15 protein-coding genes are annotated in these 19,175 nt (G+C 74.7%); 3 read left to right on the top strand and 12 right to left on the bottom strand.

The annotated features are described in order from the left end of the window. Nucleotides 1-13 precede the first annotated feature (13 nt). The 10 genes from EV376_RS08600 to deoC form a co-directional block, all read right to left on the bottom strand. The gene (locus EV376_RS08600; protein ID WP_130321601.1) at nucleotides 14-670 is read right to left on the bottom strand and encodes a permease prefix domain 1-containing protein; all 657 of its coding nucleotides are present in this window, start codon (nucleotides 668-670) and stop codon (nucleotides 14-16) included. A gap of 82 nt (nucleotides 671-752) precedes the next feature. After that, nucleotides 753-2,567, bottom strand: coding sequence for a thiol reductant ABC exporter subunit CydC (gene cydC, locus EV376_RS08605; RefSeq protein WP_130328575.1), 1,815 nt, complete (start codon nucleotides 2,565-2,567; stop codon nucleotides 753-755). A 466-nt stretch (nucleotides 2,568-3,033) separates the two neighbouring features. After that, nucleotides 3,034-4,710: a thiol reductant ABC exporter subunit CydD gene (cydD, locus tag EV376_RS08610; RefSeq protein WP_130321602.1), complete on the bottom strand. Its 1,677-nt coding sequence runs from the start codon at nucleotides 4,708-4,710 to the stop codon at nucleotides 3,034-3,036. Next, a complete protein-coding gene (locus EV376_RS08615; RefSeq protein WP_130321603.1) occupies nucleotides 4,707-5,714 on the bottom strand; it encodes a cytochrome d ubiquinol oxidase subunit II in 1,008 nt (335 codons plus the stop codon). The genes cydD and EV376_RS08615 overlap by 4 nt, the downstream gene beginning before the upstream one ends. 11 nt (nucleotides 5,715-5,725) lie before the next feature. Continuing rightward, complete coding sequence (locus EV376_RS08620; RefSeq protein WP_130321604.1) at nucleotides 5,726-6,973, bottom strand: cytochrome ubiquinol oxidase subunit I; 1,248 nt, start codon at nucleotides 6,971-6,973, stop codon at nucleotides 5,726-5,728. A gap of 180 nt (nucleotides 6,974-7,153) precedes the next feature. Next, nucleotides 7,154-8,059: a M56 family metallopeptidase gene (locus EV376_RS08625; protein ID WP_130321605.1), complete on the bottom strand. Its 906-nt coding sequence runs from the start codon at nucleotides 8,057-8,059 to the stop codon at nucleotides 7,154-7,156. Nucleotides 8,060-8,070: 11 nt separating this feature from the next. Next, complete coding sequence (locus EV376_RS08630) at nucleotides 8,071-8,568, bottom strand: BlaI/MecI/CopY family transcriptional regulator (protein WP_130321606.1); 498 nt, start codon at nucleotides 8,566-8,568, stop codon at nucleotides 8,071-8,073. A 95-nt stretch (nucleotides 8,569-8,663) separates the two neighbouring features. Continuing rightward, nucleotides 8,664-9,488: an aldehyde dehydrogenase family protein gene (locus tag EV376_RS08635; RefSeq protein ID WP_130321607.1), complete on the bottom strand. Its 825-nt coding sequence runs from the start codon at nucleotides 9,486-9,488 to the stop codon at nucleotides 8,664-8,666. Next, nucleotides 9,481-10,911: an aldehyde dehydrogenase family protein gene (locus tag EV376_RS08640; protein ID WP_130321608.1), complete on the bottom strand. Its 1,431-nt coding sequence runs from the start codon at nucleotides 10,909-10,911 to the stop codon at nucleotides 9,481-9,483. The genes EV376_RS08635 and EV376_RS08640 overlap by 8 nt, the downstream gene beginning before the upstream one ends. A gap of 5 nt (nucleotides 10,912-10,916) precedes the next feature. Beyond that, nucleotides 10,917-11,876 (bottom strand): deoxyribose-phosphate aldolase, encoded by a 960-nt coding sequence (deoC, locus tag EV376_RS08645; protein ID WP_130321609.1) that lies wholly within the window; start codon nucleotides 11,874-11,876, stop codon nucleotides 10,917-10,919. A 123-nt stretch (nucleotides 11,877-11,999) separates the two neighbouring features. On the opposite strand from deoC, the gene upp reads away from it, so the two are divergent. Both upp and EV376_RS08655 read left to right on the top strand, forming a co-directional pair. Further along, on the top strand, nucleotides 12,000-12,632 hold the full coding sequence (upp, locus tag EV376_RS08650) for a uracil phosphoribosyltransferase (protein WP_130321610.1): 633 nt from the start codon (nucleotides 12,000-12,002) through the stop codon (nucleotides 12,630-12,632). 54 nt (nucleotides 12,633-12,686) lie between these two features. After that, the gene (locus EV376_RS08655; protein ID WP_130321611.1) at nucleotides 12,687-13,364 is read left to right on the top strand and encodes a GOLPH3/VPS74 family protein; all 678 of its coding nucleotides are present in this window, start codon (nucleotides 12,687-12,689) and stop codon (nucleotides 13,362-13,364) included. A 51-nt stretch (nucleotides 13,365-13,415) separates the two neighbouring features. Here EV376_RS08655 and EV376_RS08660 read toward each other — a convergent pair whose 3' ends face one another. After that, nucleotides 13,416-15,140 carry a phospho-sugar mutase gene (locus EV376_RS08660; RefSeq protein ID WP_130321612.1) on the bottom strand — a complete coding sequence of 575 codons (1,725 nt, stop codon included), beginning with the start codon at nucleotides 15,138-15,140 and terminating at the stop codon, nucleotides 13,416-13,418. Nucleotides 15,141-15,188: 48 nt separating this feature from the next. After that, the gene (locus tag EV376_RS08665; RefSeq protein WP_130321613.1) at nucleotides 15,189-17,144 is read right to left on the bottom strand and encodes a serine/threonine-protein kinase; all 1,956 of its coding nucleotides are present in this window, start codon (nucleotides 17,142-17,144) and stop codon (nucleotides 15,189-15,191) included. 205 nt (nucleotides 17,145-17,349) lie between these two features. On the opposite strand from EV376_RS08665, the gene EV376_RS08670 reads away from it, so the two are divergent. Further along, nucleotides 17,350-18,933: a methylmalonyl-CoA mutase family protein gene (locus tag EV376_RS08670; RefSeq protein WP_130321614.1), complete on the top strand. Its 1,584-nt coding sequence runs from the start codon at nucleotides 17,350-17,352 to the stop codon at nucleotides 18,931-18,933. Nucleotides 18,934-19,175: the final 242 nt, after the last annotated feature.

The following is a 19,175-nucleotide window of genomic DNA, read 5'->3' on the forward strand; positions in this document are numbered from 1 at the left end:
CCGACCCCGCCGGTCAGCGCACGGCGTGCAGCCAGCACCGGACGGCGCTGCCCAGCCAGAGGAAGCCGATGCTCACCACCACCGCACCGATGATCATCGGCGGCCAGGTCAGGGCGGCGTCCCACAGCCCCACCGACCAGCCGAACACGGCCGCGCCGGCGAGCGCACCCAGCACGAGCACACCGGTGAGCCCGGCCCCCACCAGCCGGTGGACCAGCCGGCTGCGGCGGGCGGCACCGGCCACCAGCACGCCCAGGCCGGCGAGCACCGCCGCGACGAGCCAGAGCCAGTCCAGCGACTCCGCCAGCAGCAGGTAACCGTCGGGAGGCCGGGGGCCCTCGGCCCAGCTGGCGCCGTACCAGGTGAGGTCGCCGACCGCGAAGCCGGCGGCGGCCACGGCGAGCACCCGCCAGGACAGCCCGCGCAGGGCGCCGACCGCCAGCTCGGCCTGGTAGGCCGGGGCGAGCTGCGCCGGCGAGCCGAACTCGGCCACCGCCCGGCGGTGCGCCTCGGTGGCCGACAGGCCGCCCTCCTGGTACGCCTCGACGGCGTCCAGCAGCCCGTGCCGCGCCTCGGTCAACAGGTCGGCCTTCAGCCGGCTCGGCCCGCGCAGCCGCTCACCCAGCGCGCGCAGCCGCTCCTCCACCATCACGTCGTCGCCGACCCCCATGGGCACCACCCTGCCACGCGCGGCGGTTCCGCGTCGTCCGGGACAACCCTGGGCGGACCCCGATCCGCAGCTCCGGCCCGGGTCAGGGCACTGGACCGAGGGCGAGGTAGCCGCGCTCGGCGGCCTCCTGCAGCAGCCACTGGTCCCGGTACCAGCCCGGCGCGGCGACCAGGTCGGCGTGCCGCCCGCGCTGCACCACCCGGCCGGCGTCGAGCACCACGATCTCGTCGAACCGGTCCAGACCGCGCAGCCGATGGCTGATCAGCAGCACGGAGTGCCCACCCGGGGTGGCGGCCAGCACGGACGCGAGCACGGCGTCCGCCGCCGCCGGGTCGAGCCCCTCGGTCGGCTCGTCGAGCACGAGCACCGGCGGAGCGGCGAGCAGCGCCCGGGCCAGGGCCAGCCGCTGCCGCTGCCCGCCGGAGAGCTGGCCGCCCTCCTCGCCGACCATGGTGTCCCAGCCGTCGGGCTGCTCGCGTACCCAGTCCCGAAGGCCGGCCGCGGCGGTGGCCGCGGCCAGCTCCTCCTCGCCCGCGCCGGGGCGCCCGAGCAGCAGGTTCTCCCGGACGGTGGCGTGGAAGACGTACGCCTCGGCGAGCAGGCCGCCGACGACCCGGGGCAGGCTCTCCTCGGAGTACGCGGAGACGTCCCGCCCGTCCAGCGTGACCCGCCCGGCGGTGGGGCGTACCGCGCCGGTCAGGACGGCGGCGAGCGTGCTCTTCCCGGCGCCGCTCGGCCCGACCACGGCGACCCGTCGCCCGGGCGGCAGGGCCAGCCGGAACCGGTCGAGAGCGGGCGGCGTCCCGGGACGGTACCGGACCGTGACGTCGGAGAACCGCACCTCGGCGGCGGCGGGGGCCGGGTCGGTGGCCGCTGGCAGCGGGGCCGGAGCCTCCGCCAGCAGCGCGGCGACCCGGGTCAGGCCGGCGCGCAGGCCGGTCCACTGCCGGGCGGCACCGACGAGTGCGAGCGCCACCTCGACGGCGGCCAGCGTGCCGACGGCGAGCACGCCCACCAGCACCCCGTCCACACCGGCGGCCAGGCTCACGAGCACCACCGCCCCGGCGGTCGCCCCGGCCACCAGCACGCCCAGCGCGTCCACCGCGAAGCCGACGGCGGCCAGCCGCCGCTCGATCCGGGCCAGCCGCCCGGTGCGGGCCGTGGCCGCCTCCAGCGCCTCGCCGGTGGCGCCGAAGGCGGCGAGATCGGCGGCGCCGTGGGTGAGGTCGACCGCGTCGGCGGCCAGCGCACCGCGCAGCGGTGCCAGCTCGGCGGCGGCGCGCCGGGTCAGCACGGTGGCCAGGGCCGGCAGCGCGACGCCGGCGACCAGCAGGCCGGCCGCGAGCGCCCCGGCGGCGGCCGGGGAGATCAGTGCCGTCAGGGCGACGGCCACCACACTGACCACCCCCGCCGCGGCGGCCGGTACGAGCACCCGCAGCAGCAGGTCCTGGACCGCCTCCACGTCCGAGACCAGGCGGCTCAACGCGTCGCCGGAGCGCTGCCCGGCGGGGCCCCGGCGGCCGGCCAGGGCCGCGAAGACCCGGGCGCGGACGTCGGTGACCAGCCGCAGCACCGCGTCGTGCCCGGCCAGGCGTTCGGTGTAGCGGAGCACGCCCCGCCCGATGGCGAGCGCGCGGACGGCGACGATCGCGACGGTCAGGCGGTCCAGTGGCGGCTGGCCGGCGGCGCTCATCAGCAGCCAGGTCGCCGTCGCCATCAGGGCCAGCGCGGCGAACTCCGTGGCGGCGGCGAGCAGACCCGCACCGAGCAGCCGGTTCAGGTACGGGCGGGCCAGCCGGAGCACGACCCGCTCCGGCGCTCGGGCGGGCGGGCGGGGGTCGGCGGGCAACGGGCCCGCTGCCCGGTCGGCGGGCGCGTCGGCGCCCACGGCCGGCAGCGGGCCGGCCGCCTCCTCGACCGCGTCGACGCGGGCGGCGGCCGCCCGGGCGGCGCCCGGCGCGCCGGCCGGCCCCGCCCGCCGGGTGGTGGGGTCGTCGGAGCCGGTCACGGTGCCACCTTCGTTCGCGACTGCGGGGCTCGCAGGGTCGGCTCACTCCTGGCGTTCACGGTGCCCGCCTTGGTTCGCGACTGCGGGGCTCGCAGGGTCGGCTCACTCCTGGCGTTCACGGTGCCCGCCTTGGTTCGCGACTGCGGGGCTCGCAGGGTCGGCTCACTCCTGGCGTTCACGGTGCCCGCCTTGGTTCGCGACTGCGGGGCTCGCAGGGTCGGCTCACTCCTGGCGTTCATGGTGCCCGCCTTGGTTCGCGACTGCGGGGCTCGCAGGGTCGGCTCACTCCTGGCGTTCACGGTGCCCGCCTTGGTTCGCGACTGCGGGGCTCGCAGGGTCGGCTCACTCCTCGCGCTCACGGTGCCGCCTTCCCGGCGGCGGTCGGGGTGAGCTCGGTGACCCGCCCGTCGGCCACGCGCAGGATCCGGTCGGCGTCGGCGAGCAGCGCGGGGCGGTGCGCGACCAGCAACGCCGTCCGCCCGGACACCAGGGTGCGGGTGGCGGCGAGGACGGCCGCCTCGCTGGCCGAGTCCAGCCGGGCGGTCGGTTCGTCGAGCAGCACCACCGGGGCGTCCCGCAGGAAGGCGCGGGCCAGCGCCACCCGTTGCCGCTGGCCGCTGGAGAGGCCGTGCCCCCGCTCACCGAGGACGGTGGCCAGCCCGTCGGGCAGCGCGGTGACGACCTCCTCCAGCGCGGCGTCCCGGACCGGGCCGGCCAGGGCGGCGTCGGGGGTGCCGGGGGCACCCAGACGGATGTTGTCGGCCAGCGACGCGGCGAAGAGGTGGGCCCGCTGCGGGACCCAGGCGAGCTGCCGGCGCCAGGCGTCCAGGTCGGCGCCGGCCAGATCCACGCCGCCGACGGTGACCCGGCCCGCGGTGGGCGTGACGAAGCCGAGCAGCAGGTTCAGCAGGGTGCTCTTGCCGGCGCCGCTCGGCCCGACGACGGCGATCCGCTCGCCCGGCCGGATCGTCAGCGTGACGTCGCGGAGGGCGGTGGTGCGGTCGTACGCGACGGTCACGCCCTCGAACCGGATCTCGCCGCGGCCGTCCGGCACCGGCCGCTCCGGTCGGGTGCCGGCGGCCGGCGCGCCGGCGGAGAGCGTGAGCGCCTCGTCCAGCGCGGTGAGCCCCTCCATGCTGGCGTGGAAGCGGCTGCCGGCCGCGCGCAGCGGCAGGTACGCCTCGGGGGTGAGCAGCAGCACCAGCAGCGCGGTCTGCAGGGTCAGCCCACCGCCGAGCAGCCGGACGCCCACCGGCACGGCGACCAGTGCCACGGAGAGGGTGGCGACCAGCTCCAGCACCAGGGCGGAGAGGAACGCGATGCGCAGCGTCTTCATGGTCGCCACCCGGTGCCCGTCGGCCATCCGGCGGACCACCTCGGTCTGCTTCCGCGCCCGCCCGAAGGCCCGCAGCGTGGGCAGCCCCGCCACCATGTCCAGGAAGTGCCCGCCGAGCAGCGACAGCCGCCGCCACTGTCGTTCGGTCGCGGCCTGCGCCTGCCAGCCGAGCAGCGCGCCGAAGATCGGGATGAGCGGCAGCGTGACCGCGATGATGACGGCCGAACTCCAGTCGGCGAGGAAGATCCGACCCAGTACCGCCACCGGCACGGTGACGCTGAGCACGAGCTGGGGCAGGTAGCCGGTGAAGTAGGCGTCCAGCGCGTCCAGACCCCGGCCGGCCAGGGTGGCGAGCTGGCCGGCCCGCTGCCCCGCGACCCAGGTCGGCCCGTGCCGCCCGACCGCGTCGAGCAGCTCGACCCGCAGCGCCGCCTTGACCGTCGCCGCGACCCGGGCCGACACCGTGCCCTGCGCCCACACCAGCAGGGACCGGGCGGCGACCGCCGCGACGAACCCGGCCAGCGCGGGCCGGTGCAACCGCCCGTCGAACGCGGTCGCGAGCAGCGCCGCGAGGGACGTCGCCTGCGCCACCACCAGACCCGCGGCGAGCACGCCGAGCAGCGCGAGCACGGCGAGGTCACGCCGGGCCGCGGGGACCCGACGCAGCAGACGCGGGTCGAAGGGGCGGCGGTTCACCAGTACACCGGTGCCCTGCCGTCAGTCCGTCCCCGGAACACCCACCAGCACATCGCCTGAAAGCCTAGTAAGGCCGGCAGGAGCGGCGCGGTCAGCCATCCCAGCAGCCGCAGGGTCGGCCCGCTGGCCGCGGCGTCGGCCACGGTGAGCGAGGCCGCCGGGTCGACCGTGGAGACCAGCGCGTACGGCCAGAGGGTGGCCCCGACCAGCGCGACCGGCACGGCGAGAGCGGCGGCGGTGGCGGTGAACGCCGGGCCCGGCCGCCGCCGGGCGAGCGCCACCCGGGCCGCCAGCAGCGCCGCGACCAGCAGCGCCAGCAGGAGTACGCCCACCGCCGGGCGCTGCGCGGCGGCGCGTACCCGGTCGGAGAGCAGGCCCACGACGGCGGCCGTGCCGACCGCGGCGATGGCCACCGGGACCAGCCGGCGCGCCAGCCGGGCCACCGGCTCGGCGTCGGTGACCGGCAGGCGGAGGGCGAGGAAGGTCGCGCCGTGCAGCGCCACCAGCGCGACCAGGGCCAGGCCGGTGGCGGCCACGAACGGGGTGACGAGATGGGTGACCCCGACCACGTACCCGTCGCGGTGCAGCGGTACGCCCTGGAGCAGCCCGCCGAACACCGCGCCCCAGCCGAGCGCGGCGAGCAGGCTGCCGACCACGACCACCCGGTCCCAGGCGGTGCGAGCCCGATCGCCGGCCGGTCGGCTGCGCAACTGCACCCCGGCGGTCACCAGGATCACCCCGGCCAGCGCGCCGACGACGGCCGGGTAGAGGCCGGACAGCAGTTCCCCCTCCAGCACGGGGAACGCCCCGAAGAGAATGCCTACGGCGGCCACCAGCCAGACCTCGTTGCCGAGGAAGAACGGGCCGACCGCGTTGAGGGCCTGCCGGCGGCGGGCCGGGTCGGCGCGGCGGGCGAGCAGCAGCCCGACCCCGTAGTCGTAGCCGCCGAGCACGAGGTAGGTGGCGAAGAAGGCGCCGAGCAGCGCGTACCAGGCGAGTTCCATGGTCGTCTCCCTCAGGCGAAGGCGGGTTCGGGGCGGGGCTCGGCGGCTTGGTCGGGCCGGCGACCGAGGGCGGGATCGGCGGCGCCGCGGGCGGCGTGCCGGGCCAGCAGCACCCAGTTGGTGACGGCGAGGGTGCCGAGCAGCAGCGTGAAGCCGACGAAGGAGACGAGCATCACGCCGGGGCCGACGCCGGACACCGCCTGATCCGTGGGGAGCAGGCCGTACGCCACCCAGGGCTGCCGGCCCACCTCGCGGGCGAGCCAGCCGAGGATCACCGCGACGAAGGGCAGTGGCAGGGCGAGCAGCAGCAGCCAGAGCGGAAAGCGGAGTCGGATGATCCAGTCCCGCCAGAGCAGCGGCAGGAGCAGCCACAGCGTGCCCAGGCCGAAGCCGATCAGGATCATGAACCCGAGCCCGACGCTGGCCAGGGCCGGCGGGGTGTAGTCGCCGGGGCCGAATCGGGCCACCCACTCCGCGACCAGCGCATCCGCGTCCGGGCCGGCACCGAACTTGGTCGGCTGCACCTCGCCGACGGGGCCGAACTGGGCGAAGCCGAAACCCTGCACCAGGCTGATCGACAGTGCCGAGGTAACCAGGCCGATCCGCAGCGCCGTGCGGTGCAGGGCGAAGTCCGGCGTCCGGCGCAGGAGGTGCCCGGCGCTCACGGCGGCCATCAGCATCCCACCGACGAGCAGGGCCGCCGCGACCAGGTGCCCGAACGCCATGCCGAGACTCGGGTTGCGCAGCAGGGCGGAGAAGTCGGTCAGGTGGGCGATCCCGTCGCGGACCTCGTACCCCACCGGGTTCTGGAGCCACGAGTTGGCCACCATGATCCAGAAAGCCGAGGCGTACGCGGTGATCGCCACCCCGTAGAGCAGCGCCAGGTGGACGCCCCGGCGGAGCCGGTGCCAGCCGAAGATCCACATGCCGAGGAACGTCGACTCCAGGAAGAACGCGACAAGCGTCTCGATCGCGAGCGGCGCCCCGAAGACGTTGCCGACGTAGCGCGAGAGCCCGCTCCAGTTGAGCCCGAACTGGAACTCCATCACGATGCCGGTGGCGATGCCCAGCACGTAGTTGATCACATACAGCTGCCCCCAGAAGCGGGTCAGCCGCTCGTAGACCGGCTTGTCGGTGAGCACCCACGCCGTCTGCAGGCCGACCAGCAGGGTGACCAGGCCGAGCGTGACCACGACGAAGAGGAAGTGGATCGAGGCCGTGGTGGCGAACTGGAGGCGGGCGAGGAGCAGGGTGTCCATGAGCGGCCCTCCGGCGGATCAGCGGATCTTACTGAGCGAGCCTACACGTAGCCTCACTACCTATCCCACCTCCTTCCCCTGGCTGGCGCGCACCGTCGTGGAAGTAGTGGCCTCGGCGGCGTCCGGAGGGCCACCACCTCGGCCAGCAGGCACGATCTCGGTGCCGCGCCCGGCGCGGGGTCAGCTCAGGAACAGCGAGATCGGGAGGGCGGCCAGGGTGGTCGCCAGGCTCAGCGCGGCGGCACCGACCAGCCGGGGCGGCCGGCCGGACTCCAGCAGGCGCTGCACCCGTACGTCCAGGTCGCGGTCGCCCAGCCCCAGCGTGCCCGCCGGGATGATCCGGTTGCCGGCCGCGGCGAACCGGCGCAGCGCGCCGGCCAGGGGCGCCTCGTCGTGCAGCTCGCGGGCCTTGTCGTCGGCGCGCATCTCGACCAGCAGGGCGACCCGCGCGTGCGCTTCCCGCACCCACCGGAACCAGGGCAGCGCCCGACACAGCGCGGTGAACGGCAGCAGCACGAGGTCGTGCCGCTCCTCGGCGTGCGCCCGCTCGTGGGTGAGCACGGCCGCCAGCTCGGCCCGGTCCAGCAGGTCGAGCGTGCCGGCGCTGACCACGACGCGGGGCTTCACCCCGGGCAGGCAGTACGCCGCCGCGCTCGGGTGGTCGAGCACCAGCGCGCCGGGCACGGTCGGGTCCCGCCGCGCGACCAGCGCGAGCAGGTCGCGGTGGCGGCGCTGGGCGCGGACGGCGGCGGACAGGCTGCGGACGGTCGTGGCCAGGAGCACCGCCCCGATGCCGAAGCCGACGCCGACCAGCCCGAGGTGGACCGCACCCACCCCGGCCGGCAGGGTGCCGTGGCTCAGGTCGGTGGCCAGGGCCCACAGGGCGCTGCCGGTCGGGCGTTCGTACCCGGCGAGGCCGAGCGCCATCGGCAGCCCCATCGCCGAGAGGCCGACGGCCAGGCCGACCGCCTGCCAGCAGAGGATGGCCACCCGGGGGCTGCGCCAGGGCCACGTCGAACGCGCCAGCACCTGGGCGGTGAGCCAGCAGGCCAGCACCGACACGCCGAAGTGCACCGCGTAGGCCATGCTCGCCCGCCCTACCGGTCCGCTGCCTCGTCGGCCCGGCGCGCCCGGGTTGCCCGGGTTGCCCGGCCCGTCGCGGGCGGGTCGACCCGCTCGACGAGCGGACCCGCCTCGCCACCACGCTCGGGCGGGGTGGCGGTGTCGGTCAGGCCGGCCTCCGCGCTCAGCGCGGCGCGCAGCACCTCCGCCTCGGTGCCGGTGACCGACCGGGCGAAGCGCACCAGCGCGGCGTCCCGGCTGCCGCCGAGGTCGAGCGCGTCGAGCATGAGCTGGGCGATGTGTGCCTCGCGGCTCGCGGCGGCCCGGTACCGCCACGCCCGTCCCTCGCGCTCCCGCTGCACCATGCCCTTGCCGGCGAGCCGGTCGAGCACCGTCATCACGGTGGTGTACGCCAGCTCACGCCCGGCCAGGGCGTCCGCGACCGCCCGCACGGTGACGCCGTTCGACGTGCCCGGGACCGAGTCCCACAGCACGTCCATCACCGCACGTTCGAGATCACCGAGCCGAGTCACGTGCCAATCCTACCCTGTGTAGTAGGTCGTCCGGCGGCGGCGGGGCGCACCACCGACCAGGCCCGCCGGACCGGCCGGCGCAAGGGGCCGAAGACCTACACCCCCTTGGGGTGCCAGACCGTCTTCGTCTCCAGCAGGGCCGTCATGCGGGCGAGGCCCGGGTCCGCGAACCAGTCGTGGTCGGCCGGGGCCGGACGCAGCACCCGCTTGAGGTTCTCCGCCGCCCTGACCTCCAGGTCCGCCGCCAGCTCGGCGTCGGCCACGCCGGTCAGGTCGATGGCGTTGACGTCCATGTGGCCCGCCAGCGTCGGCACCGTCTCCGACAGCCGGCCGGTCAGCAGGTTCACCACGCCGCCGGGCAGGTCGGAGGTGGCCAGCACCTCGGCCAGGGTCACCGCCGCGAGCGGGGCCGTCGGCGAGGTCGCCACCACCACCGTGTTTCCGGTCACGATCGCCGGGGCGATCACGCTGACCAGGCCGAGCAGCGCCGGCGTCTCCGGGGCCACCACGGCCACCACGCCGGTCGGCTCGGGCGCCGACAGGTTGAAGTACGGGCCGGCGACGGGGTTCGCGCCCCCGTACACCTGGGGCAGCTTGTCGGACCAGCCGGCGTACCAGACCCAGCGGTCGGTGGCGGCGTCCACCTCGTCGCCCGGCACGCCCAGGGCCACGAACTGCTCGCGGCGGCCCTCCAGCATCTCGGCGACCCGGTAGAGGATCTGACCCCGGTTGTAGGCGGTGGCGCCGGCCCAGCCCTTCCCGGCGGCCCGGGCGGCGACGACGGCGTCCCGCGCGTCCTTGCGGGAGGCCAGGGAGACATTCGCGTCCTGCACGAGATACGACCGTCCCGACTCGCTGCGCGGGAACTTCCCGCCGATGAAGAGCTTGTACGTCTTGCGTACCGCGACCCGCTCAGACATTGAGGTACGCCTCCAGCCCGTGCCGGCCGCCCTCGCGACCGTAGCCCGACTCCTTGTAGCCGCCGAAGGGCGAGGTGGGGTCGAACTTGTTGAACGTGTTGGCCCACACCACGCCGGCGCGGAGCCGGTCGGCCATCCACAGGATCCGCGAGCCCTTGTCGGTCCAGATGCCGGCGGACAGCCCGTACGGCGTGTTGTTGGCCTTCTCGACCGCCTCGGCCGGGGTGCGGAAGGTCAGCACGGACAGCACCGGGCCGAAGATCTCCTCCCGGGCGATCCGGTGCGCCTGGGTGACCCCGGTGAAGATCGTCGGCGCGAACCAGAAGCCGCGGTCGGGCAGCTCGCACGGCGGCGACCAGCGCTCGGCGCCCTCGGCCGAGCCGGCGTCGGACAGCTCCCTGATGCGCGCCAGCTGAGCGGCCGAGTTGATCGCGCCGATGTCGGTGTTCTTGTCCAGCGGGTCGCCGACCCGCAGCTGGGCCATCCGCCGCTTCAGCGACTCCAGCACCCGGTCGGCGACCGACTCCTGGATCAACAGGCGGGAGCCGGCGCAGCAGACGTGCCCCTGGTTGAAGAAGATGCCGTTGACGATCCCCTCGACGGCCTGGTCGACCGGCGCGTCGTCGAAGACGATGTTGGCCGCCTTGCCGCCGAGCTCGAGGGTGAGCTTCTTGCGGGTGCCGGCCACGGCGCGGGCGATGGCCCGGCCGACCTCGGTGGAACCGGTGAAGGCGACCTTGTCCACGCCGGGGTGCTCGACCAGTGCCCGGCCGGTGTCGCCGGCGCCGGTGACGATGTTGACCACACCGGCCGGCAGGTCGGCCTGCTGGCAGATCTCGGCGAAGAGCAGCGCGGTGAGCGGGGTGGTCTCGGCGGGCTTCAGCACCACCGTGTTGCCGGCGGCGAGGGCCGGGGCGATCTTCCAGGCGAGCATGAGCAGCGGGAAGTTCCACGGGATGACCTGCGCCGCCACGCCCAGCGGCCGCGGGTCGGGACCGAAGCCGGCGTGCTCGAGCTTGTCCGCCCAGCCGGCGTAGTAGAAGAAGTGCGCGGCGACCAGCGGGATGTCGACGTCCCGGGACTCCTTGATCGGCTTGCCGTTGTCGAGGGACTCCAGCACCGCCAGCTCACGCGAACGCTCCTGGATGATCCGGGCGATCCGGAACAGGTACTTGGCCCGGTCCCGGCCCGGCATCGGGCCCCACACCTTCTGGTACGCGGCGCGGGCCGCGCGGACCGCCCGGTCGACGTCACCGGCGCCGCCCTCGGCGACCTCGGCGAGGACCTCCTCGGAGGCCGGGTTGATCGACTTGAAGGTGCCGCCGTCGGTCGGGTCGACGAACTCGCCGTCGATGAAGAGCCCGTAGGAGGGCTTGAGGTCCACCACCGAGCGCGACTCGGGGGCGGGGGCGTACTCGAACATCACGCTCAGTCCAGGGTGAAGTAGTCGGGGCCGGCGTAGACGCCGGTCGTCAGCTTGGTGCGCTGCATCAGCAGGTCGTTGAGCAGGCTGGAGGCGCCGAAGCGGAACCAGTCCGGGTCGAGCCAGTCCGGGCCGACGGTCTCGTTGACCATGACCAGGTACTTGATGGCGTCCTTGGTGGTCCGGATGCCGCCGGCCGGCTTCACGCCGACCTGCCGCCCGGTGGCGGCGCGGAAGTCGCGGACCGCCTCCAGCATCACCAGCGTCACCGGCGGGGTGGCCGCCACCGGGACCTTGCCGGTGGAGGTCTTGATGAAGTCGCCGCCGGCCAGCATCGCCAGCCACGAGGCGCGGCGGACGTTGTCGTACGTGGCCAGCTCGCCGGTCTCCAGGATCACCTTGAGGTGGGCGTCCCCGCAGGCCTCCTTGGTGGCCACGATCTCGTCGTAGACCTCCTGGTAGCGGCCGGCCAGGAACGCGCCCCGGTTGATCACCATGTCGATCTCGTCGGCGCCGGCCGCGACGGCGGCCCGGGTGTCGGCGAGCTTCACCTCCAGCGGAGCCTGCCCCGAGGGGAAGGCGGTCGCCACGCTGGCCAGGTGCACGCCGGATCCGCGCAGCACCTCGGCCACGTACGGGACCATCGACGGGTAGACGCAGACGGCACCGACGTGCGGGCAGGACGGGTCGGTCGGATCCGGGCGCAGGGCCTTGGTGGCGAGCGCCCGCACCTTGCCCGGGGTGTCGGCCCCTTCGAGGGTGGTGAGGTCGACCATCCGGATCGCCAGGTCGATCGCCTGTGCCTTGGCGGTGGTCTTGATGGATCGGGTGCCGAGCTGTGCCGCCCGCTGCTCCGCGCCGACCTGGTCCACGCCGGGCAGGCCGTGCAGGAAGGTCCGCAGAGCGGTCTCGGATCGTCCCAGCTCGGAGAGGTCCGACCGGGCCGACGTCGCTGTCGCCGTCATGCCCCGAAGTCTACGCGGACGACCGCCGCGTGATCTTGGTCACGGTCGGGTGCGCGTGAGCGGCGTCGCCGGTGCGACCACAACGGCCGGTGTCCGCGACGGCAGGCGGTAGGTTGAGCGACCGTGGACGTACTCGTCATTGACCACCCGCTCGCCCAGTCGCGGCTGACCGCCATGCGCGACGCCCGGACCGACTCGGCCGCGTTCCGCGCGGCGCTGCACGAACTCACCACGATGCTGGTGTACGAGGCGGCGCGCTCCTTCCCCGTCGAGCGGTACCCGGTGCAGACCCCGGTCACCGGCACCGAGGGCACCCGACTGGCGAACCCGCCGCTGCTGGTGCCGGTGCTGCGGGCCGGTCTCGGCATGGCCGACGCCGCGCTCGGCCTGCTGCCGGAGTCGTCGATGGGCTTCGTCGGCCTGGCCCGGGACGAGGAGACCTTCGAGCCCCGCCCGTACATGGAGTCGCTGCCCCGGGACCTCGCCGGCCTGCCGGTGCTGGTGCTCGACCCGATGCTCGCCACCGGCGGCTCGCTGGAGCACGGCTGCCGGCTGCTCGCCGACCGGGGATGCACCGACATCACCGTGCTCTGCGTGCTCGCCGCGCCCGCCGGCATCGAGCGGCTGGAGCGCTCCGGCCTGCCGCTGCGCCTGGTCACGGCCTCGATCGACGAGGGTCTCAACGACCGCAAGTTCATCGTCCCCGGCCTCGGCGACGCCGGTGACCGTCAGTTCGGCGGCATGCCCCGCTTCTGACAACCTGGGCGCGTCCGGCCGCCCGCGGTGCGGGGAGGCGTTAGCGTCCGGGCCATGACTGGTGTTGCGCTCGCCGACGAGTTGCTCCTTCTCGCGTACGACGACGAGACGGGCAAGGCGACCATGCCCCGGATCAGCCTCGACCTGGGCATGGCCGCGGCGGTGCTGATCGAGCTGGCGCTGGCCGGCCGGATCGCGTACGCCGAGGGGAACCTCACGGTGCTCGACCCGACGCCGATCGGCGAGCCGGTGACCGACGCCGTGCTCGCGAAGATCGCCGCCGACACCCCGCACAGCCCGTCGTCCTGGGTGCAGCGGCTGCGGCACGGCCTGCGCGACCGGATCCTCGGCGACCTGTGCCGCCAGGGCGTGGTGCGGGACGTGGACGAGACCGAGTTGGGTTTCATCCACGTGCACCGCTACCCGGTGGTCGACCCGTCGGTGGAGGCGGACACCCGGCGCCGGCTCGCCGAGGCGCTGACCGGCTCGGTGGCCCCGGACGAGCGGACCGCCGCGCTGGCCACACTGGTGGCGGTGCTGCGGATGGAACCGGCGCTCGGGGTGAGCGGGGCGGCCGCCGACGATGCCCGGCGTCGGCTGACCGAGATCGCCAGCGGCGCCGGTTTCTCCGGCGAGGTCAGCCTCGAGGACTCGGTGGTCCGCCCGTCCGTCGCGCTGGTGGTGAGCGCGCTCGGCCACGCCGTCGACGCCGCCCTCGGCCCCCGCCCCTGAGTGTCAAGAAGGGGTCCGTCCACCACCTCAGGCGTCGAGAAGGGCCCTTCCCTACACCCCGAGCGCGGCGGCGATCTCCTTGCGCAGGTCGGTGACGGCGGTCGCCGCGCGGGTGCGGGCCGCGGACACGTCGCCGTCCGCGACCGGCTCCACCACCTCCAGGTACGCCTTGAGCTTCGGCTCGGTGCCGGACGGGCGGATCACCACGCGGGCGGCGGCGTTGCGCAGGATCACCACGTCCGCCTCGGGGAGCAGGTCCCGGGACTCGGTGAGCGGCTGCCCGAGCAGCGTGGTCGGGGTGGCGGCCCGGAACCGGGCCATCATCTCGGCGATCCGCCGCAGGTCGTCGACGCGTACCGAGAGCTGGTCGGTGTGGTGCACGCCGAACTCGGCGGCCAGCTCGTCCAGCCGGTCGGCGAGGGTGCGCCCCTGCGCCTTGAGCCCGGCCGCCAGCTCGGCCACGGTCAGCGCGGCGGTGATGCCGTCCTTGTCCCGGACGTGGTCGGGCGCCACGCAGTAGCCGAGCGCCTCCTCGTAGCCGAACACCAGCGGCGCGGAGCCGCCGCCCGCCCGCACGATCCATTTGAACCCGGTCAGCGTCTCGTCGTACGGCAGGTTCCGGGCGGCGCACATCGCGCGCAGCAGCGACGACGACACGATCGTGGTCGCGTACAGGCCGGTGACGCCACGACGCATCAGGTGATCGGCGAGGAGCACGCCCACCTCGTCGCCGCGGAGCATCCGCCACCCTGGTGCGCCGAGGTCGCCGGCCCCGGGGCCGGCGACCTCGGCGTGGCCGCTCGCCGCCGCGCCGGACTCGCGCACCACCACCGCGCAGCGGTCCGCGTCCGGGTCGTTGGCGATCGCGATGTCGGCGCCGGTGGACCCGGCCAGGGCGGTCAGCCGGTCGACGGCGCCCGGCTCCTCGGGGTTCGGGAAGGCGACGGTGGGGAACGCCGGGTCCGGCTCGGCCTGGTCCGGCACGATGCCGGGGACGGGGAACCCGGCGCGGGCGAAGGCCGCCGTGAGCACCGCCCCGCCCACCCCGTGCAGCGGCGTGTAGGCCACGGCCAGGTCGCGTGGGCCGTCCGGGTCTATCACGCCGACGGCCTGTTCGACGTACGACGTCACGAGGTCGTCGCCGAGCACCGTCCCGGCCGGGCCCAGCGGCACCTCGGCCAGCGGGCCGACCGCCCGGATGGCCGCCTCGATGCCGGCGTCGGCCGGTGGGACGATCTGCGCGCCGGCGCCCAGCTCACCGCCGAGGTCGGCGCCCAGGTAGACCTTGTAGCCGTTGTCCTGCGGCGGGTTGTGACTGGCCGTCACCATCACCCCGGCGACCGCGCCGAGCCGGCGGACCGCGTACGCGAGGACCGGGGTGGGCAGCGGACGGGGGAGCAGCAGGGCCGGGCGGCCCGCGCCGGTGGCGACCTGCGCGGTCCGTTCGGCGAAGGCGCGGGAGCCGTAGCGGGCGTCGTACCCGATCACCAGCGGTCCGTTCCCGCCCTGGGCCGCGAGCCAGCCGACCAGGCCGGCGGCCGCCTGCGTGACCACGGCGAGATTCATCCCGTTCGGGCCGGCGCGCAGCGGGCCGCGCAGACCCGCGGTGCCGAACGTCAGCGGGCCGGCGAAGCGGTCGGCCAGTTCCGGGGCGCTGGCCGGGAGGCGGTCGAGCACCTCTTCCAGTTCGGCGCGGGTGGCCGGGTCCGGGTCGTCGCCGAGCCAGCGCCGGGCCCGCTCGCGAAGGTCGTTGAGGTCAGTGGTGTCCGCCGGCATGCCTCTTGATAGCACGCCGGCGGATCATCACGTCGGCTCGCCCTGGTCTCAGCCGGCGTCGGCGAGCTGGAACGACCGGACCATCTCCGCGAAGATCGGCTTGCTCTCCTCGAACTTGGCGTCGGTGGAGGTCAGGTAGAACGAGTACGCCCGGCCGTCGTGCGCCACGCCGCGCCACACGCCGTGCCGCATCCCGTCGCCCTCGCCGCAGGTGTACTCGAACTCCGCCGCCGGCTTGCCGGCCAGCTCCGCGTTCAGGTCCGACGAAACCTGGTTGTAGGGCTTCGCGCACGAGGTCGAGCGGGTCTTCAGCCCGTTCTCGGCGACCTCCGCCCAGCGCTCGGAGGTGGTGCTCCACTTCTCGTTCAGGATCCGCACCTTCCGGCCCTCGTCCTCCGGGTCGACGTAGTCGACCCAGTCGCCGGCGCTCTTGCGCAGCCAGCCCGCCGGCACCATCACCCGGATCCCCTTGCCGGTGTGCTCCGTCATCTCGGGCAGGTTGGCGGCGGGGGCCGCCGAGGTGGGCGCGGCCTGCGGCGCGGCGGGCGGCGGCCCGTCGTCGCCGTCGGAGAGGGCCAGCACGCCGAGCAGGAGGACCACGGCCAGCCCGCCAGCGGCGGCGAGCTGGACCTTGCGCGGCCAGCCCTTGACGGTCCGGACGAGCTGGTCACCGGCGGCGCGGGCCTTGCCGACGAACCCACCGCCGGTCGCGGCGGGCGGCGGCGTGGTGGTCCAGGGCTGGCCGGTGCCGGGCACCGTCCACTGCGCTCCGCCCACCCGCTGGGTGGCGTCGGCCGACCCCGGGTACCCGCTGATCCGCTGGGTGGCGTCCCCGCCGTACGTGCGGCTCGGCGGGGGCATCGCCCCGGTCGGCGTGTGCAGCGGGCCGGCGAGGGCGTCGGCGCTGGTGTCGTCCAGCGCGGTGGCGCCGGCGCCGGCCGCCGGTCGCCCGCCCTGGCGCAGCGCCGCCAGCCGGTCGGTGAGCGACTCGCCGGGCGCGAGCATCGCCCGGCCGCCGATCTGCCCGCTCGGCTTCGCCTGCTCCGGCTGCACGACCGGCGTCGGCCGCTGCTGCACGGGCACGACCGAGTACGGGTCGGTCACCGAGTTCACCGCGGCCGCGGTGCTGGTCAGCGGGCCGGCGAGCAGCTCGCGGAGCATGGCCCGGGCGGTGTGCACGTCGAGCCGGCGGGCCGGGTCCTTCTCCAGCAGGCCCATCAGCACGGGGACCAGGGGACCGCTGCGCTGCGGCGGGGCGGGCGGGTCCTCCACGACCGCGTGCATCGTCTCGATCGGGTCGCCCTTGTCGAACGGCGGGCGCCCCTCGACGGCGGTGTAGAGCGTCACGCCCAGGGAGAACAGGTCGCTCGGCGGGCCGAACTCCTGGCCCATCGCCCGCTCGGGCGAGATGAAGTGCGGCGAGCCGAGCACCATGCCGGGGGTGGTGAGCTGCACGTCGGTGGGCATCCGGGCGACGCCGAAGTCGGTCAGCACGCAGCGACCGTCGGTGCAGATCAGCACGTTGGCGGGTTTGACGTCCCGGTGCAGCACACCGATCGCGTGCGCCACCTCGAGCGCGCCGAGCAGGGCGATGCCGATCTTCGCGACGACGCGCTGGGCGACCGGCCCGTCCTCGATCACCATGTCGGCGAGGCTGCGGGCGTCGAGCAGCTCCATCACGATCCACGGCCGGCCGCCCTCGGTGACCACGTCGTACACCTGGACCACGGCCGGGTGCTGGATCGCGGCGGCGGCGCGGGCCTCCCGCAGGGTGCGCTCGTACATGGCGTCACGGTCGCTGGGGGCGAGCCCCGGCGGCAGGACGACCTCCTTGACGGCCACGTCCCGCCGCAGGAGTGTGTCTGTCGCACGCCAGACCGTGCCCATGCCGCCGTTGCCGACCGCCGAGCGCAGCGAGTAGCGCCCGCCGATCGTGGTGCCGGGTGTCGCGCGGCCGCTTGGGGGACTGACTGGTCCGCCGCTCCACGTCGGGATCTGAGTCACTGAAGAGCCACCGGGGGATATCGAGGGGGCTGGGACACAACCCCCCTATCTTGCTGGGTCGGACGCCGGAAGCGAAAGCCGACGCGGCGGACGTTTGGTGAACTCGACAGTACGTGCCCGGCCGGTCACCTGCGGTCAGGGTCCGTCGACCGGGTGTGCGGAATCCCTCACCCGATGGCCGGTCACCTCGTCCTACCATCCGGTGATGAGCGAACGGCGGTCAAGCGAGTCCGGGTTCCCGATCAAGGGCGTCTACACGGCGGCCGACCTCCCCGAGGATCTGGACTCCCGGCTGGGCGGCCCGGGCGAGTACCCGTACACCCGCGGGGTCTACCCCACCATGTACACGTCCCGCCCCTGGACGATGCGCCAGTACGCCGGCTTCGGCACCGCCACCGAGTCCAACGCCCGCTACCACCAGCTGCTGCGCGCCGGCACGATGGGCCTGTCCGTCGCCTTCGACCTGCCCACCCAGATGGGGTACGACTCGGACGACCCGATCGCACACGGCGAGGTCGGCAAGGTCGGGGTCGCGATCGACTCGATCGAGGACATGCGGCTGCTCTTCGACGGCATCCCGCTGGACAAGGTCTCCACCTCGATGACCATCAACGCGCCCGGCTCGGTGCTGCTCCTGCTGTACCAGCTGGTCGCCGAGGAGAACGGCGTGCCGGGCTCCGCGCTGAACGGCACGATCCAGAACGACATCCTCAAGGAGTACATCGCCCGGGGGACGTACATCTTCCCGCCGAAGCCCTCGCTGCGCCTGGTCGCGGACACGTTCGCGTACTGCCGGGCCGAGGTGCCGAAGTGGAACACCATCTCGATCTCCGGCTACCACATGGCCGAGGCCGGCGCCTCGCCCGTCCAGGAGATCGCGTTCACGCTCGCCAACGGCGTCGAGTACGTGCGTGCCGCGATCGCCGCCGGGCTGGCCGTGGACGACTTCGCGCCCCGGCTGTCGTTCTTCTTCGTCGCCCGGACGACGCTGCTCGAGGAGGTGGCGAAGTTCCGCGCCGCCCGCCGGATCTGGGCCCGGCTCATGCGCGACGAGTTCGGCGCGAAGAACCCGAAGTCGATGATGCTCCGCTTCCACACCCAGACCGCCGGCGTGCAGCTCACCGCGCAGCAGCCCGAGGTCAACCTGGTCCGGGTGGCGGTGCAGGGCCTGGGCGCGGTGCTCGGCGGCACCCAGTCGCTGCACACCAACAGCTTCGACGAGGCGATCGCGCTGCCGACCGAGAAGGCGGCCCGGCTCGCCCTGCGCACGCAACAGGTCCTCGCGTACGAGACGGACCTGACCGCCACGGTCGACCCGTTCGCCGGGTCGTACGTGGTGGAGGCCATGACGGACGAGATCGAGGCGGCCGCGGACGCGCTGATGCAGCGGGTCTTCGAGCACGGGTCGGCGGTCGAGGCCATCGAGGCCGGCTTCCAGAAGCGCGAGATCGAGCAGTCCGCCTACCGGATCGCGCAGGAGATCGACTCCGGTGAGCGGATCGTGGTGGGTCTCAACCGGTTCGCGATCGACGAGGAGGAGCCGTACGAGCCGCTGCGGGTCGACCCGACGATCGAGGCCGCGCAGGCCGAGCGCCTGGCGAAGCTCCGCGCGGAGCGGGACGGCGCAGCGGTCGAGCGGGCTCTCGCCGAGTTGCGTGCCGCCGCCGAGGGCAGCGGGAACGTGCTCTACCCGATGCGTGAGGCGCTGCGGGCCCGGGCGACGGTGGGCGAGGTCTGCGGGACGCTCCGGGAGGTCTGGGGCCTGTACCGCCCGTCCGACCGGTTCTGACGGCCCGGGCACCGGCAGGGCGGCCTCCGACCGACTCGGCTTTGGGCAGGTCGGGGTGTTCGAGCCGGGGACACCGCGGCAGGCCGGGTGCCGGGTGCCGCCGAGCGTGCTTCTGAGCCGGTGTTTGCGCAGGTCGTCAGCGTTTTGACCGGCGGCGTACAGTTGTCGCCATTCCCGCCGCCGATCGGCGGCGCAGGCGGGTGAGCGGCCCGCGCGACGACGCCGGGGCCGCTCCCGTCCCC

Source organism: Micromonospora sp. CNZ295, from assembly GCF_004217535.1.

Excerpts from the sequence above, each read along its gene's own strand:
- EV376_RS08600 (WP_130321601.1), bottom strand. The coding sequence starts at position 670 with ATGGGGGTCGGCGACGACGTGATGGTGGAGGAGCGGCTGCGCGCGCTG.
- EV376_RS08615 (WP_130321603.1), bottom strand. The coding sequence starts at position 5,714 with ATGGAACTCGCCTGGTACGCGCTGCTCGGCGCCTTCTTCGCCACCTAC.
- EV376_RS08620 (WP_130321604.1), bottom strand. The coding sequence starts at position 6,973 with ATGGACACCCTGCTCCTCGCCCGCCTCCAGTTCGCCACCACGGCCTCG.
- EV376_RS08625 (WP_130321605.1), bottom strand. The coding sequence starts at position 8,059 with ATGGCCTACGCGGTGCACTTCGGCGTGTCGGTGCTGGCCTGCTGGCTC.
- EV376_RS08635 (WP_130321607.1), bottom strand. The coding sequence starts at position 9,488 with ATGTCTGAGCGGGTCGCGGTACGCAAGACGTACAAGCTCTTCATCGGC.
- EV376_RS08640 (WP_130321608.1), bottom strand. The coding sequence starts at position 10,911 with ATGTTCGAGTACGCCCCCGCCCCCGAGTCGCGCTCGGTGGTGGACCTC.
- deoC (WP_130321609.1), bottom strand. The coding sequence starts at position 11,876 with ATGACGGCGACAGCGACGTCGGCCCGGTCGGACCTCTCCGAGCTGGGA.
- EV376_RS08655 (WP_130321611.1), top strand. The coding sequence starts at position 12,687 with ATGACTGGTGTTGCGCTCGCCGACGAGTTGCTCCTTCTCGCGTACGAC.
- EV376_RS08660 (WP_130321612.1), bottom strand. The coding sequence starts at position 15,140 with ATGCCGGCGGACACCACTGACCTCAACGACCTTCGCGAGCGGGCCCGG.
- EV376_RS08670 (WP_130321614.1), top strand. The coding sequence starts at position 17,350 with ATGAGCGAACGGCGGTCAAGCGAGTCCGGGTTCCCGATCAAGGGCGTC.